Below are 16,346 nucleotides of genomic sequence, written 5' to 3' on the forward strand. Positions count from 1 at the left end.
TAATGGCAGTTACTTCAGCCCGTTACTGCCCTGATTTTTAAACAACTGATGTTTAGGATGCTGTTCAATAATCGCTAGCTTGTCAAGTACAGTGGCAGATTTAGAACAACTTCCTAACAAATTTTCCCAAAAATAACTACAACTTAAAAGATGGCCTTTAATTTGCTATTTAATGCATTCCAACCATTGGCAACGCGATCAACAAAACTACGATCACTTGCCTCTTCTGGTTCTTCCACCGCATCTTGCAAATCACTCTGGCTAAACATCAACAAACCCGCTGCAGTTGCATACATTGAACGACGCAAGGCTGGTAAATGCTGATCATCCGCGTAGACCTGTAACGGCGGATTACCCAAATGTGCCGAGACACCCAACATACGACGTGCCAGATTCACCATGCCTTCAATTTGACAGGCATCCCCAGTGAGTACCACGCCATGATAGAGACCATGAATTGCACCACTATGCTCTAACTCTTCACGAATCAGGCTAAAGATTTCTTCATAGCGCGCAATGATGATTTCTGCAAGCTCAATACGACTGATGGTTTGTGTACCATCAATGCCTTGCACCTGAATCATATGATCGGGTTTGACCACGCTCATATCCACGCAGCCATGCAAAATCTTGATGCGTTCCGCTTCTTCCGTGGTGGTCTGTAAAACAGCGGCAATATCACGGGTGACATTCTCACCACCACGTGGCAAGGTTCGTGCTAAAGCCAATCGACCATCTAGATACACAGCAATATTGGTAATACCCGCACCAATATCCACCAAGCAAACACCATATTCTTTTTCGTCTTTGAGCAGACTGGCTTCAGCAGTTGCCAAGCAAGACACCACCATTTTCTCCACCCCGATATTGGCGCCTTTCATGGCACGATCAAGGTTTTGCATGGTGCTGATCGGCATCATCATCAACTGATAATGACCCGTCATGCTGTGCGCCGACATATTGACTGGGTTTTGTACCCACTCCGCCGAATCACCCAGCTCAAAGCCCAATGGCACCGCACTGGCCAGATAATAATCTGGCGATACATGGCTGGCTTTGGCCAACTCTAAGGCGCGCACCACTTCATTTGTCGTAATAATATGATCGTGGTTCGCAACAGGCGTACGACCTGAGGCATAAAAACTTTGTAATTCAGTACTTGGAATCGACACCCATGCACTATGAATACGGCATTCCGCCATATCCTCTGCTTCGGATACCGCATTTTTAATCGCCGCAATCACCTTGTCTAAGCTAACAATCTTGCCTTTAACCATACCTCGGTTGCGAGCAGTTGCCATGCCAATGACCTGGATCTTATCCGGCGCATGGATCTTACCAATCAAAACTGTGACTTTATGAGTCCCAATATCAATCGCAACAACTGAGGGAACAGCTTCACTCATTACTTCAATACCATATCTTTAATGTTGTTTAGGACCACTGCCCTTTATTTTAAGCCACGTATTATGGCTTTGCCTGAATTGCCCCTGCAAGGCTTGTGTCATCACTCGTTACAACTAACTGACCGTTGACAATCTTTGGCGGAGCTGCGTTTTTCCACTGAATAGCTAGGCCATTCCGATAACGCAGATCAATTGCCGTGATTTTTGACCATACAGGTTTTAAATCCGTTTGTGCCAAATGGCTTAAACGCTGAAGCTTATTCATGGTCTGATCCTGATCTACAATAATCCGCAGGCCTGAATCAAATTGCATGAACCACGTCATACGCTCGGTTAAATACAATTCTTTTAATCTCAAATTCGCTGGATGAAACAGTTGATTAATTTCATTATAGCGACGCATCATCATTTTGGATTGGCTGGCAGGCCCATGTAGTAGCGGCAAGTTTGGATGTGCTGTTGGCACCGCCTCGCTAAATACATCACCATTGTCACTGAGCAAACGCCCTGTTCCCCAACGTGCAATCGCATGACGCGGCATCACCCGCACCCGAATTGCATTTGGCCAAGCCCGTGACACTACCACACGATCAACCCATGACACTTTTAATGCTTGATCTCGAATCTGTTCTAAATCTGAAGTGAAATAGTTATCTTTAATAATCGGATTAAGATATTGAACTAACTGTTGATTCTCAACATCAGAATGGGTTCCCACCACCTGCAACTGTGCGACTCGAGCATCTGTCATAACTTTATATAAAGCAAACAGACCCAGTGCCAACACTGCAAATGCAATCACCAGCAATATCCAACCGCCCGCATTCACCATCTTTTGTCGAGGCGAAGGCGGTTTCTCGTGAATCGAGCTGATGGCTGGCCGTGTTTTACGGCGCATCGAAGCAGGTAGTTGAGCCATAAATCGTTAAGCCGACGTTGTTAAGGTTTGCTCTAAAATCGCAACGCAGAGCTGATCAAAGTTATAACCCACTGCTTGCGCCGCTTTTGGCACCAAAGAGTGACTGGTCATTCCCGGAACGGTATTCACTTCCAATAACCAGAAGTTGCCCTGCTCATCCTGCATCGCATCAATACGACCCCAGCCTTCTGCACCTACTGCTTGGAATGCACGTAAGCACAATGCTTGTAAGCTTTTCTCTTCCGATTCGCTCAGACCGCAAGGAATGCCATATTCCACGTCATTGCGTTGATATTTCGCTTCATAGTCGTAGAACGCTACATCTGCGGGTGGCTGTAAACGAATCACGGGTAATGGCTGACCATTTAAGAATGAAATGGTGAATTCACGACCTGTGATCCATTTTTCTGCCATCACCACCGCGTCGTGCTGAGTGGCTTTCTCAATCGCCGCAGCAAAGTCTTCGGCTTTTTCAACCTTACTCATGCCAACGCTTGAGCCTTCATGCACTGGTTTGATAATCACCGGCAAGCCTAGTTCAGCAATCACAGGTTCAAGATCTGTATCTTTGGTGATAATACGGTACGGCGCAGTCGGCAGGTCACTCCCCTGCCAGATTTGCTTGGTTTTGACTTTGTCCATACCAATCGCAGAACCTTGTACACCCGTACCCGTATACGGAAGGTTTAACCATTCCAAGACACCTTGGATCTGGCCGTCTTCACCACCACGACCATGCAATACGATAAAAGCACGATCATAGCCAACCAATTCAGTCACACTACGATCTTGTGGGTCAAATGCTTCTGCCTGAACGCCCGAACGTAATAATGCCTCTAAAACAGCTTGACCGCTGTCCAATGACACAGCGCGCTCAGCCGACTTCCCACCAAACAACACAGCAACTTTGCCGAATTTTGCAGCATTTGACACGTTTATATCCTTAAAACTTTTAATATTCACAAAACAAAATTATTTGGCATACAAGCGATGCTGAGCCAATTCTACCGAAATTGCGCCAACGTTACCCGCGCCTTGTGTTAATAACAGGTCATTTGCTTGTAACACTTTTTGTAAAACGTTCGGTAAATTACCTTCCACTGGATCGACCAAGATCGGTTCAACTTCACCACGTAAACGAATACTACGTGCTAAAGCACGACTATCAGCACCCACAATCGGCTTTTCACCTGCTGGATAAACTTCCAGTAATAACAGTTGATCGACTTGCGACAACACATCGACAAAGTCATCAAAACAATCACGGGTACGGCTAAAACGGTGCGGCTGGAACAACATCACCAAACGACGGTCTGGATGGCTGGCACGTGCCGCTTTAATGGTGGCTTCAACTTCTTTCGGATGGTGACCATAGTCATCCACCAATTTCACCACACCTTCGCCCACTTCATATTCACCCTGAACTTGGAAGCGACGACCGACACCACTAAAGCCTTCTAAAGCACGACAAATCGCACCATCAGAAACACCTTCATCGGTTGCTACACCAATCGCAGCCAATGCATTCAAGACATTATGCAAGCCTGGTTGATTGATGGTGACACGCAATGGCTCACGGTCTTTACGCAATACGGTAAAGTGCGATTGCATGCCCTCTTGTTCAACATCGACCGCACGAATATCGTTGCCTTCATCAAAACCATAGGTCAGGACTGGACGACCGACACGCGGTAAAATTTCACGAATATTGGCGTCATCACCACAGACCACAGCCAAGCCATAGAATGGCAGGTTATGTAGGAACTGAATAAAGGTATCTTTTAACTTATCAAAGCTGCCTTCATAGGTGTCCATATGATCTGCATCGATATTGGTCACGATCGCAGCCATTGGTTGCAAATACAAGAAAGAAGCATCCGACTCATCCGCTTCCGCCACGATAAAACGGCTTTCGCCTAATGCAGCATTTACACCTGTGCTATTCAGCAAACCGCCAATCACATAAGTCGGATCAAGGTTTTCTTCTGCCAACATGGTGGTCAATAAGCTTGTCGTTGTGGTTTTACCATGCGTTCCCGCAACCGCAATCCCGTGACGGTAACGCATCAACTCACCCAACATTTCCGCACGACGCACGATTGGGGTACGTTGTTCGATGGCTGCTTTAATTTCTGGGTTTTCAGGATCAATCGCAGTCGATACCACCAATACATTGGCATTTTTAATATTGTCAGCCGAGTGACCAATAAACACCTTAATGCCATTCGCTTCGAGTTGAGCCGTGGTTTTCGAGGCTTTAATGTCTGAACCTGAAATTTTATAACCTTGGTTACTCAATACTTCGGCAATACCGCACATCCCCGCACCACCAATACCAACAAAGTGGATATTTTTAATACGGCGCATTTCTGGCACTTTAATCAGCTTTTTGGCTTGGTTTGGATTTGTAGGAGACATAGATAAACTCGAATTACAATTTTTTAATCAGATCAACCACATGCTGTGTTGCATTCGGTTGTGCTTGTTGACGTGCTTTTACAGCCATTTCAGACAGTAGTTGGCGATTTAATAATGTTGCTAACAACTCATCTAAAACAGCAGGTGTCATGTCTGCTTGCTGGCAAATCTTGGCTGCGCCAGCATTGGCCAAGAATTTCGCATTTGCAGTTTGGTGATCATCCACCGCAATCGGTAAAGGCACAAAAATCGCGGCCAAACCTGCGGTTGCCACTTCGGTCACCGTTAAAGCACCGGCGCGGCAAATAATCAAGTCTGCTTCACTATAGGCTTTTGCCATATCGTGAATAAACGGTTCCACCTGAATGTCCAAACTGGCAGGTGCACCTTGATACAATGCACGCGTGGCCTCTTGCTTGTTTTGACCACACTGATGGAACACCTTCAGCGGAACATTGACCTTTTTCAAGGCCTCAGGCAAACGCTCATTCAGCGCTTGAGCACCCAGTGAACCACCCACAACCAGAAGATTGATCGGTAATTGTTCCTGTTCGCGGGTTTGATAGCGCCAAGACGGATTTAAAATTGCCGTGATTTCCGCACGCACAGGATTACCTGTGGTCACGACTTTATCACTGTTTGCAAATGTATTTGGAAAAGCCTGACACACGGTCTTGGCAATACGTGCCAATTGGGTGTTGGTAAACCCTGCAATCGCATTTTGCTCATGAATCAGCACAGGAATACCCAGCAAACGTGCAGCCAAGCCACCTGGGCCTGCCACATAACCACCAAAACCCGCCACAGCATCAATCTTGAGCTGTTTCATATAGCGCATAGCGCTGAGCGTGGCTTTTAAAATTTTAAAGGGTGCACTGAGTTTACGAACTAAGCCATTGCCGCGTACACCTTGAATATCAATTTGATAAATCGGAATATTTTGATCTTTCAGCAACCGATTTTCCATTCCCGTAGGCGTCGCTAACCAAGAGACTTGGCAGCCTTCCTGTTGCAGCTGTTTGGCAACAGCAAGCGCGGGAAATACATGCCCACCTGTACCTGCGGCCATCATCATGACATGTTTGGGTTTGTTCTGCGGTGAATTGGTCACGGTCTAATTCTTCAACTCAAAAAAAGAAGGTTATCGTCTATTGTTTTCGAGCGTTATTTTAATCCTAAAGCTTCATTCACGAAAAGCGAATTTCACTTGTTTACAACAGAAAGCTCGGCTTTTTTCGATTCTTTGTTAAAAACAAGGTCCTGCCAATATACAAAAGCCCATTTGCGTCCAAATTTTGATGGAATACAAACGGGCAATTCGGTCAAAAATGCAACTTTTTTAATTTTTAGGACCTGCTTCTAAAACATCGAAAAGATCGTCGGCAATCGAGGTGCCAAATTGTGCATCAATCTCACGGATACAGGTTGGACTGGTCACGTTAATTTCAGTCACATAGTTACCAATCACATCCAAACCAACAAAGACCAGACCTTTTTCACGCAGGAATGGACCGACTTTCGCGGCAATCAATTTATCATTTTCAGTCAGTGGACGGGCCTGACCTAGACCACCCGCGGCCAAGTTACCGCGCACTTCACCATTTTGCGGAATCCGTGCCAAGCAATATGGAATCGGCTCACCATTGACCATCAAGATGCGTTTATCACCTTCAACAATTTCAGGGATATAACGTTGTGCCATGATCGGACGCGTACCCATTTCCGTGAGCATTTCCAAGGTCGAACCAATGTTTACCCCATCTTGGTATAAACGGAAAATCCCCATACCGCCCATACCATCCAAAGGCTTCACAATCACATCACCATGTTCTTTGATGAACTCACGAATCAGGCTTTGTTGAGAAGTCACCAAAGTGGGTACTTGTAATTCAGGGAATTGGGTCGCGAACAGCTTTTCATTACAGTCACGTAGTGATTGTGGTTTGTTGATAATCCACACGCCTTCACGCTCGGCCTGTTCCAAAATATAAGTGGTATAGACAAAGTTCATGTCGAAGGGTGGGTCTTTACGCATCAACACCACATCGTAATCCGCCAACGATTCTTTGCGCTGCTCGCCCAACTCATAATAATGGTTATAATCTTCAAATACTTTTAGTGGTGAGATCAGGCCAAAGGCTTTGCCTTGGTCGATATATAAATCGTGTTGTAATGCATAACCCAATTCATGCCCACGACGGCTGGCCGCCCATAACATTGCCATGGTTGAATCTTTTTTGAGATTCACAGTTTCAATCGGGTCCATCACTACAAGTACACGCATAATCTGACGCTCGTATTTTTAATCTTGGCAAAAAGTATAGCGAAGTTTGCGGTCAATCGTGAAACAAGTTGTATAAATCTTAAAGATTAAAAAATCTATTTTGTTCAATTAATTACAACATATTAAAAATATTCAGCTTTATGATTTCATTTGTTTCGGATGAGGAAATCACCAGTGGACGCATCGTAGACTAGTCATTTCCATTTTCCTCATTTTTTAGGCTATTTATCCCAAAAGCTTTTGGATATCTTTGGCAATTTTTTCAGGTTTGGTGATTGGGGCATAGCGTTTCACCACTTCCCCGTTTTGATTGATCAGGAATTTGGTGAAGTTCCATTTAATGCTGCTGCCTAACAGACCTTTGGCTTCAGAAGTGAGGTATTGATACAAAGGATGTGCGGTTGGGCCATTGACATCGACCTTGGCAAACATCGGGAAAGATACGCCATAATTGCGCTGGCAGAAGCTGCCAATTTCTTCATTGCTGGATGGATCTTGGTTGGCAAATTGATTACATGGAAAACCAAGAATCACCAACCCTTGCTGTTGATAGTCCTGATATAACTTTTCCAAACCTTCAAATTGTGGCGTTAGACCACACTGGCTTGCGGTATTCACTACCAATAACACTTTGCCTTGGTAATCGGCGAGGTTCTTTTGTTCGCCTTCTAACAGTTCAGCCTGAAAATCATAAATCTTGCTCATAGGTGTTCTCTCTTCTATCCAATGGTGGATGTACTTAAAATCGTTTGCTGAATCATTCAGCTTGCTCATTTAATATTTCACACAATTATCTTGTGTGCAAGTTAATTATGCGCAATATACTTTTTGAGCAATCCAATTTATACTGAATGTTCAACAACTGAGTCGAGGACAAATCATCATGGCTGAAGTTTCATTTTTGGATAACCAAGTGTGTTTTGCCATGTATTCCGCGACCAATGCGATGATTCGCCAATATCGCCCTTTGCTGCAGGAATATGATCTGACCTATCCGCAATTTATTGTATTGCTGGCTTTGTATGAGCAGGACAATGTGATGTTGTCTGAAATTGGGCAAAAGACTTTTTTTGATTCCGGAACGCTGACACCGATTATTAAAAAACTCGAAGAAAAGCAGTTTTTAAAACGTGTTGCGGTCAAAGAAGATGAGCGAATGAAAAAAGTGATCTTGCTGGAAAAAGCACTGACTTCAAAAGATGAGATTATCGCAATTCCATTTAAGCTCGCCTGCTCATTGGGTATGGACCCGAATGATTTAGTGGCGATTCATAGCTTATGCCATCGTTTTTTAAAGGGTTTGGAACAATCTAAACTCGAGTCTCTGGAAAATTAAATGCAGCAAGCGATTGTCGGTTTTCATCTCGATGAAGAAGCTCATTGGATAGCTGATCTTGCTTGTGGGCATGGGCAACATGTGCGCCATGATCCACCATGGCAGAATCGCCCTTGGGTGTTAACCGAACAAGGGCGGAATGAAAATTAGGGGTGATGTTAGAATGTAAGTGGTGTGAAGATGTACAATTCGGATAAGAGATTTTATGTTAAATGATAAGCTATTCATTTGGATGAAATTCAAGTAAATCTTCAATATTACAATTAAAAAATTCACATAGTTTGTCTAAAACATCGATTTCTAAACGAACAGTTTCTTCTTTATACATATTATATAATGTATTTCTATTTATTCCTGTGGCTCTTGCAACATCTGAAACTTTAAGTTTCCTCTCTCCTAATATGTTAGATAATTTGCATTTAATCATACAGAGCCCGTAAATAGATATATCAGTTGTTGACATTCAGCACTTGTAGTATAAAATAAATACCTGCTGTAGGTATTTATCTTGTGGTTAATATATATTTTATTATATGTAAGTACTCTTTTATAGATTTGTGGATTAATTTTTGTTTATGAGTGAAAAATATAATGTTCTCGATCTTTTCTGTGGAACGGGTGGCATCTCTTATGGTTTGACTTCAGCAGACCCATCATTTCAGACTGTGATGGGAATTGATATGAATAAATCAGCTTGTCAGACTGCTCAAGCTAATCATAAACATGCAAATATTGTATGTGGAAAGATTGAGGATATAGATCCTGCAACTATAAAAGAAAAAATTGACGTTATTGTTGGTGGACCTCCATGCCAAGGATTTTCTTCGCTAAGACCATCTCGTGGAAAAAATTTAGAAGACCCAAGGAACAGCTTATATAAGTCTTTTATGCAATATGTAAAAGTACTACAACCTAAAGTTTTTCTAATGGAAAATGTTGTAGGTCTTGTTAATGCTAATGGAGGTCTTTTATTAGAGGATATTCAAGAAGGTTTTGATAAAGTTGGTTATGTTGTAGATTGGCGTATAGTAAATGCCGCAAATTATGGTGTACCACAAAAACGTGAAAGATTCATTCTTATTGGGATTCGTAAAGATTTAGGCTTTACAGAAGTACTTTTTCCTACACCAACACATTATTTTTCAGGGAAAGTTATAGGAACTAAATTAAAAGATAAACATATTTTCAATACAGACTCTGGGTGTCCAGCTGTAACAGTGTGGGATGCAATATCTGATTTGCCATCTATAAAGTCGGGAGAAGAAGCAACTCATTACCAGAGTACTCCTTTAAATGAATATCAAATTGAGCGAAGAAAATATTCGGTAGAAACCGTTAACTTACATCAAGCAGCTAATCATTCTGAAAAAATGTTAGAAGTAATAAAGCATTCAGGTTCTAATATTAATGCTTTACCTCAAGGCTTAGTTTCAAGTGGATATAGTTCATGCTATTCAAGGCTAGGTAAAGATGATGTATCTACAACGATAACAGTAAAATTTACTTCTCCTGCTTCTAGTAAATGTATACATCCCTTAGACGACAGATCTATAACCCCAAGAGAAGCTGCTAGGTTACAAGGTTTTGATGATCATTTTATATTCTGTGGTTCAAAAACTGACATAGCAACTCAAATTGGTAATGCAGTTCCTCCTATTCTTGGTAGTGCTTTTGCTAACGTTTTTCTTAGTATTTTACGAAAGGATATTTAGATGGAACAGTTGTCTATAGATTTAGAAAGTACTAAGGACTTTAGCCGTTATAAACAAAGTACTAAGTTGAAAAAAGCATTGTGCTTATTTTCATCAGCGGGCATTGGTGAACTAGGTATAATTAGCAGTGGTATTGAAATTGTTTTAGCAAATGAACTTTTACCAGAGAGAGTAAAATTATATAAAGAAAATTTTAAAACTGACAATATTATCGAAGGAGATATTTGGGAACTTCAAGATCGAATAGTCAGTAAAACAAATAAAATTCTACGCAATGATGAGCTCTTTTTGGTTTATGCAACGCCACCATGTCAGGGGATGTCTACTAATGGAATGGGTAAATTAAAAAGTGAAATTGAAAAAGGAAAGCGTTCTGAAGAGGATAAAAGAAATAGGTTAATTATTCCCACTCTAACTATTGTTAAGCAGCTAAAACCAGAATGGGTACTTTTTGAAAATGTACCAGCCATGAAAAATACGGAAATACGTCTAGATGATAATTCTTATATGAATATTATTGAATATATTCGCCAAGAATTAGGTAATGACTATGATGGTTGTGCTGAGGTGGTCGCTTGTGAGGATCATGGTATTCCTCAAAAAAGAAGGCGACTTATTACTATCTTCACAAAAAATACTAAAGCGAAAGAATGGTTTAAATTAAATGGGAATACATTTTTTCCTTTAGCAATGAAAGAAAAAAAGATAACATTAAGAGATGCTATCGAGAACTTACCCCCTTTAGATGCAAGTGAAGGGAAAAATAAAAATACTGAATTCAATAAATATCATTTTGTTCCAATTATGAATCCTCGGAAATACTGGTGGATTAGTAATACAAAAGAAGGTACCACTGCATTTAATAATCAATGTATTAGTTGCGGATATACAGGTACACCAGGGCATAAAGATATTTTAGTAGATGGAAAGTGGATTGCTTCTAAAGACACACCAATTTATTGTGATAACTGTAATGCTCTTTTACCAAGGCCAACTGTTGTAGATAAATTAGGAAATCATAGGCCTCTAAAAGGTTTTCATTCAGCCTATAGGCGCATGAAGTGGGATGAACCTGCACGAACATTGACTCAAAACTTTATATATGAAGCCTCTGATAACAAAGTACATCCTAGCCAAAATAGAGTTTTATCAATCTATGAAGCAATGATTCTACAGACGATTGACAAATATTCTTATGATTTTGAAATTGATGGTAAAGTTTTAAGTGCAGTCAAAATAGCAGAAGTCATTGGTGAATCAGTTCCTCCATACTTAATAGAGAAAATATCTAGATTGATGATTTCATTTGATTAAAATGGAAGGGGCTACCCTTCCATTTTTATTTACATTAGGAAATTATTTTTTCTGAAATAATCAATATATTTTTGCTCGCTTGAGTAAAGAATCAAGGAGTTTTTGAGCTTAGAAATACCATCTTTATTTAAAGAAGTATTGCTTGTTTTCTTATTTTCAGCTTTTCCTAGGCTAACCTTATTCCAGTCTTCCTCAATTAAGTTACAGAAAAATAAAGCTTTTATTTGTGGCATGCCATTATTGTATTCACAAAAATCGTAGTATATACCTAATAAATTACATGCATGTCTATGATGTGCCCAATAGTTAATTGATGAAATATCATTGATCCTAGGCTTTCCTATAGGAAAATCTTTTGCGGCCCCTTTGAGAGAGCCGATAGAGGCCTTGACTTCAATACCATTAAATTGAAAAGGTGCTAAAAAGGATCTAATGGGTAACTTTGTAATTTGATCAAAGCATTCTTCATTAAAGTGTTTAACGATCGAAGCATTCTCCAAATGCAGAATATCAGGTCTTCCATCTGGATGTGGATTAGGAATGAAGTTTTTATCTAGTTCACAAATAACTTTTTTGAAAATTTCACCTAAGAAACCACTTAGATTCCGTTGATTTAATATTTCATAAAAGCTATCTGTCGTTGAAAAAAAACTAGGTAAATTTATTAAATATTCGTTAGTTATCTTAACGGCCTTTTGTAAAGTTTCTGGTGAAATAGAACATGTGATGGCTTTAGGATGGGATGTCGAAGAATATTTAATGTTACATGAACTGTTCATAACCTATTCCTTCTTGAAAACAAATGAGTCCTTGTTTGATTTTCATAAAACCAGATGTCTCTGTTTGGCAAAAAGAAGTCATGGTACTGCCTTCTTTGGGTTTTTGGGTAACAGTCCAATCAGAAGTAGTCAAATTGTTGGCATAATAAATCGCAATAATTTGTGGGATGTTAGCTATATAATCGGAATGAATAGCTAATAAGTGATTGGTATATTGATGATGTGCTTTCCATACCAACTTTTTTTGAATCTTAAATAATCTACTTTCTCGTGGCTTTAGATCTGTCTTAGCTTTTTTTACTCCAAACGTATTTTTTACTTCTATTCCTCCATAAGGATAATTTTTAAAATAGTTTGACGGGTAACTTTTGAAGTCTTTATCTTGAATAGTTGATATATCACAAAGATCAGGATAGCCATCAATATCAGGATTTTTTAATAACTTTCCTTTGCTAATGAAACTTAACTCAGCGATTAACATTTCACCAATTAGCCCACTTAACATTCTTAGATCAATAATGTCATAGATATCTAGAGGAACCTCTTTAGCTGTATCTAATTGAGCTGATTTTAGTTTATGATTTACATTGATAGCAGCTTCTACTATCAAATTAGTGGGAAAATCACCATTACTATAAGAAATTTTTCCAGAATTAATAATCTTCAAAATTAGAACCTTAAATAATAAAAGCCCATAATTTATATGAAATTAATAACTTAAAGAAAGAAAAAGATTTTTTTTAAAGACGAATATTTAATTTACCTAAAATTAACATAATACGCCTTATGCGAAATAATTTAATTTTTAATTTTCAAATCAACACCTTATAAAAATACGTTCTAAAGTTCAGCCCACTAGAACGGATCTTTCGTCACTTTCCATGTCCCAAGCTCACTTTTTAATCATTATTTCCAATAATCAATTAGCCAAACTCAAGAAGAAAGAAAACCCTCTGCTTTCTTTCCTCTATCTAATTCTTAGATGCCGCCTTTTTCACAATAGACCTGCATATGTGCCAAAGCGAATTCTAGAACTATAGGTTCAAGTATTGACCTCAAGCTAACTTGAGATTTTATAGTGATTTTTTAATCTAAAAGTATGGATAGATGAATGGATAACTCGAATCAAACATTTCTCATCTACGGCGTCAGTAAAGGCCTAGGAAAAGCCATTGTTCAAGTTGTACCAAAGCCAACAGATACCATCTATGGTGTCTCTCGCACCCAACCACAAGAAATGCCGAATTTAAACTGGATTCGTGCTGATCTATCCAAACCAGAACAGGCTGTAAGCGATGTAAAGGCAACAATTGGACAGCAAAAACTTGATGTGCTGATTTACAATGTGGGTATTTGGGAACAACAGGCTTTTAGCAACAACTATAATTTTGAAAATGTTTCTGCTGCTGAAATCAACCAAATCATTCATACCAATATCACAACCTGTATCCTGTCAATCCAATCTCTTATTGAAAATCTAAAACTCTCTAACAACGCCAAAATCATTCTAATCGGCTCAACGTGGGGTGTTGATAATCATAATGGTAAAGAACTTGTTTTCTCCGCTACCAAATTTGCGTTAAGGGGCATTGCGCAATCACTACGAGAAATCTTACGTGAGCACTTGATTGGAGTCAGTGTGCTGAATTTGGGCTATCTAGCCAGTGAATATGAAATTGAAAAAGCAACTCAAGATATTTTAGAAGAAACGAAATACTCTCTTATTCCTTTAGCCGATGTGGTTCAGGCAATTCACTTTATTCTTTCAACCACTAAGGCAAGCTGTGTTAAAGAAATCTTGATGCCTGCGATGTTGGATCCGAATGTTTAGCTGTTTATGAATACTCCAAATAGCCAACATAAGATGAACCAATACATTCAAAGCCCATTTGTCGGTAAAGTTCTATTGCAGAGGTGTTATCTATATCGGCAACAAGGTGTGCCGTACGCCCACTCTCAACGATTTGATTGACTGCAAACGCCACCACACACTCAGCATAGCCCTGCCGACGATAGGCAGGAAAGGTATACGTTCCGCCTAGACTGACTAAACGATGAGTTTCAATCCCGAATCGGACGATTGAGACAATCTGACCCTCAACCTCATACACAACAACTTTCGCTTGCTGAATAAGTACATCCCAATCAGATCGTTCATCTACCGAGCGTTCTTGGTTGTATAAGTGCTGATATTCAATCAGACGAGGAATATCTGAAGTAATCGCTAAACGGCCACTTGTCTGTGGGAAACGACGTGTACAGACCATAATCCATTGATCATACTGTCGTAATATGCTCACTTGATGCCCTGCCACAGAACGCAATACATCACGGCCAAAAGATGTAGTGACAATTCGAAGTGGCTGAAGTTTAAGAATCTCTGAACAAAGCAATCCAGCAGAGCTGCTTTCCTCAGGTAACCAAAAACAAGTCCCTCTGGCAAGTATGGCTGCAACACCAAGGAGCTCATTAGGCTGGTTAGAATCATATAGTCTTAACAGCTGCCACTGTGTATCAATCACTTGTGTCCGATCAAGAAATACGGTGATCCCAAGAGAGTGATAAAATCGAGCATCCAGCCATTGAGAAATGAGTTGGCACTCATTTTGGGATGTAAAAAATCCTCTTATAATTTTCACATCAGGATTTGCCTGCTCAATCTTGTTTTTCACTTTTCTTTTCTCTAACTGTAGTTACGATCAATTTGAAACAAATGAAAATATCTTTGATATCTAAGTTAATTTTCAACAATAAGCTAAATATTTTAATTCTTTATTTTATTAAAAGATTATTGAGCTTTAGCTAACCTAGAAATGAAGAAAAATATGTCGTAACCAATAGTAATCAATCATTCTGTAATGGCTTCCCTTCTCCCTTGATATTCAGATAAATTTAGCTAAGTGTCACAAATATTAATCATGATGTTACATCATTCAGAGGTACATTAAGGTTTGGTTTTTAACTGAAAATTTAGTAAATATTTAAGGAAATATAGGAATGCAGAAGAAAAATATTGGCATTATATTTGGGGGGAAATCTACCGAGCACGAGGTTTCGCTTCAGTCTGCAAGAAATATTGTTGATGCGATAGATCGAGAAAAATTTGATGTGACATTAATCGGTATCGATAAAAATGGAATATGGCATCTGAATAAAAGTACTCATTTTTTATTAAATTCAGACAATCCATCTCTCATTTCACTACATCAATCAGGACGAAATATTGCGTTCATTCCAGGGAAAAATGAAAAACAAATCATAGAGTTTCAAAACAAAACGCTATCGCAATTGGATGTGATCTTTCCGATCGTTCACGGAACACTTGGAGAAGATGGGTCATTGCAAGGATTGCTAAGAATGGTGAACCTTCCATTTGTTGGTTCTCAAGTCCTCAGTTCTGCCATGTGTATGGATAAAGATATAACCAAAAGATTATTAAGAGATGCTGGCTTAAATATTACCCCCTTCATAAAGCTAATGAAGAAAAATAGAAAAGATATCAGCTTCGAAATTGCAAGTTCACAATTAGGCTGCCCATTATTCATTAAACCCGCTAATCAGGGTTCATCAGTAGGTGTGAGTAAAGTCACCACTCAAGATGAATTTGAAACAGCTCTAGATACAGCATTCATTTACGACAATAAAGTTTTGATTGAGCAAGGAATTGATGGCAGAGAAATAGAATGTGCCGTTATCGGCAACAGTGAACCTTTAGCGAGTGTTTGCGGAGAAATTGAACTGGAAGATAGTTTCTATTCTTACGACACAAAATATATTAATGATAAAGGCGCAACAGTAACGATACCTGCAAATATATCGGATGAAATCAGTCAAAAAATTAGAGAGATCTCAATTAAAGCCTATGAAGTTTTGGAATGCACTGGACTCGCAAGGGTTGATGTTTTTTTAACAAAAAATGGAGAAGTTTTTATTAATGAAATAAATACTTTACCGGGCTTTACCAACATAAGTATGTTTCCAAAACTATGGGAAGCGAGTGGACTACGTTATTCTGACCTCATTACCCGTTTAATAGAATTAGCGATCGAACATCATGAAAATAATGCTCAGCTACAAAATACAGTTTCTTTAAACAAGAAAGAGTAATCGTATTTTCCCGCTCAAAACCAAAGAATAAAAAAGGAAGCCTTCGCTTCCTTTTCGTTTACATCTAAAAC

16 protein-coding genes and 1 pseudogene are annotated in these 16,346 nt (G+C 39.6%); 6 read left to right on the plus strand and 11 right to left on the minus strand.

Going from position 1 to position 16,346, the window contains the following annotated elements; genetic code table 11:
* Nucleotides 1-143: 143 nt before the first annotated feature.
* From ftsA to NDN13_RS13670, 7 genes are all read right to left on the minus strand, one after another.
* Entirely contained in the window at nucleotides 144-1,406 is a 1,263-nt protein-coding gene (gene ftsA / locus NDN13_RS13640) for a cell division protein FtsA (protein WP_251115840.1), read from the minus strand.
* Between the two features lie 61 nt (nucleotides 1,407-1,467).
* Nucleotides 1,468-2,325, minus strand: a complete 858-nt coding sequence (locus tag NDN13_RS13645) for a cell division protein FtsQ/DivIB (RefSeq protein WP_251115841.1) — start codon at nucleotides 2,323-2,325, stop codon at nucleotides 1,468-1,470.
* A gap of 6 nt (nucleotides 2,326-2,331) precedes the next feature.
* The gene (locus tag NDN13_RS13650; protein WP_251115842.1) at nucleotides 2,332-3,258 is read right to left on the minus strand and encodes a D-alanine--D-alanine ligase; all 927 of its coding nucleotides are present in this window, start codon (nucleotides 3,256-3,258) and stop codon (nucleotides 2,332-2,334) included.
* Between the two features lie 39 nt (nucleotides 3,259-3,297).
* Complete coding sequence (gene murC / locus NDN13_RS13655; RefSeq protein WP_251115843.1) at nucleotides 3,298-4,743, minus strand: UDP-N-acetylmuramate--L-alanine ligase; 1,446 nt, start codon at nucleotides 4,741-4,743, stop codon at nucleotides 3,298-3,300.
* 13 nt (nucleotides 4,744-4,756) lie between these two features.
* On the minus strand, nucleotides 4,757-5,854 hold the full coding sequence (murG, locus tag NDN13_RS13660; RefSeq protein WP_251115844.1) for an undecaprenyldiphospho-muramoylpentapeptide beta-N-acetylglucosaminyltransferase: 1,098 nt from the start codon (nucleotides 5,852-5,854) through the stop codon (nucleotides 4,757-4,759).
* A 228-nt stretch (nucleotides 5,855-6,082) separates the two neighbouring features.
* Nucleotides 6,083-7,027 (minus strand): glutathione synthase, encoded by a 945-nt coding sequence (gene gshB, locus NDN13_RS13665; RefSeq protein ID WP_005317365.1) that lies wholly within the window; start codon nucleotides 7,025-7,027, stop codon nucleotides 6,083-6,085.
* A 225-nt stretch (nucleotides 7,028-7,252) separates the two neighbouring features.
* Complete coding sequence (locus NDN13_RS13670) at nucleotides 7,253-7,732, minus strand: glutathione peroxidase (RefSeq protein WP_251115845.1); 480 nt, start codon at nucleotides 7,730-7,732, stop codon at nucleotides 7,253-7,255.
* A gap of 178 nt (nucleotides 7,733-7,910) precedes the next feature.
* Between NDN13_RS13670 and NDN13_RS13675 the strand changes: the two genes are divergently transcribed.
* Together NDN13_RS13675 and NDN13_RS13680 are read left to right on the plus strand one after the other, a co-directional pair.
* Nucleotides 7,911-8,363 (plus strand): MarR family winged helix-turn-helix transcriptional regulator, encoded by a 453-nt coding sequence (locus NDN13_RS13675; RefSeq protein ID WP_251115846.1) that lies wholly within the window; start codon nucleotides 7,911-7,913, stop codon nucleotides 8,361-8,363.
* Nucleotides 8,364-8,560, plus strand: a pseudogene (locus NDN13_RS13680) (DUF3565 domain-containing protein). It abuts the gene before it with no gap.
* Nucleotides 8,561-8,583: 23 nt separating this feature from the next.
* Here the strand turns inward: NDN13_RS13680 and NDN13_RS13685 are convergent.
* On the minus strand, nucleotides 8,584-8,790 hold the full coding sequence (locus tag NDN13_RS13685) for a helix-turn-helix domain-containing protein (protein ID WP_251118239.1): 207 nt from the start codon (nucleotides 8,788-8,790) through the stop codon (nucleotides 8,584-8,586).
* Between the two features lie 148 nt (nucleotides 8,791-8,938).
* Between NDN13_RS13685 and NDN13_RS13690 the strand changes: the two genes are divergently transcribed.
* Entirely contained in the window at nucleotides 8,939-10,075 is a 1,137-nt protein-coding gene (locus tag NDN13_RS13690; protein WP_251115847.1) for a DNA cytosine methyltransferase, read from the plus strand.
* Nucleotides 10,076-11,389 carry a DNA cytosine methyltransferase gene (locus NDN13_RS13695; RefSeq protein WP_251115848.1) on the plus strand — a complete coding sequence of 438 codons (1,314 nt, stop codon included), beginning with the start codon at nucleotides 10,076-10,078 and terminating at the stop codon, nucleotides 11,387-11,389.
* A 29-nt stretch (nucleotides 11,390-11,418) separates the two neighbouring features.
* Here NDN13_RS13695 and NDN13_RS13700 read toward each other — a convergent pair whose 3' ends face one another.
* Both NDN13_RS13700 and NDN13_RS13705 read right to left on the minus strand, forming a co-directional pair.
* Nucleotides 11,419-12,168, minus strand: coding sequence for a hypothetical protein (locus tag NDN13_RS13700; protein ID WP_251115849.1), 750 nt, complete (start codon nucleotides 12,166-12,168; stop codon nucleotides 11,419-11,421).
* Nucleotides 12,152-12,835: a hypothetical protein gene (locus tag NDN13_RS13705; RefSeq protein WP_251115850.1), complete on the minus strand. Its 684-nt coding sequence runs from the start codon at nucleotides 12,833-12,835 to the stop codon at nucleotides 12,152-12,154. The genes NDN13_RS13700 and NDN13_RS13705 overlap by 17 nt, the downstream gene beginning before the upstream one ends.
* Before the next feature lie 444 nt (nucleotides 12,836-13,279).
* Between NDN13_RS13705 and NDN13_RS13710 the strand changes: the two genes are divergently transcribed.
* A complete protein-coding gene (locus tag NDN13_RS13710) occupies nucleotides 13,280-13,999 on the plus strand; it encodes an SDR family NAD(P)-dependent oxidoreductase (RefSeq protein ID WP_251115851.1) in 720 nt (239 codons plus the stop codon).
* 4 nt (nucleotides 14,000-14,003) lie between these two features.
* Here NDN13_RS13710 and NDN13_RS13715 read toward each other — a convergent pair whose 3' ends face one another.
* Complete coding sequence (locus tag NDN13_RS13715; RefSeq protein ID WP_251115852.1) at nucleotides 14,004-14,840, minus strand: GNAT family N-acetyltransferase; 837 nt, start codon at nucleotides 14,838-14,840, stop codon at nucleotides 14,004-14,006.
* A 325-nt stretch (nucleotides 14,841-15,165) separates the two neighbouring features.
* On the opposite strand from NDN13_RS13715, the gene ddlA reads away from it, so the two are divergent.
* Nucleotides 15,166-16,275 (plus strand): D-alanine--D-alanine ligase, encoded by a 1,110-nt coding sequence (ddlA, locus tag NDN13_RS13720; RefSeq protein ID WP_251115853.1) that lies wholly within the window; start codon nucleotides 15,166-15,168, stop codon nucleotides 16,273-16,275.
* Nucleotides 16,276-16,346: the final 71 nt, after the last annotated feature.

The sequence above is a fragment of the Acinetobacter sp. C32I genome (assembly GCF_023702715.1).
Taxonomy (GTDB): domain Bacteria; phylum Pseudomonadota; class Gammaproteobacteria; order Pseudomonadales; family Moraxellaceae; genus Acinetobacter.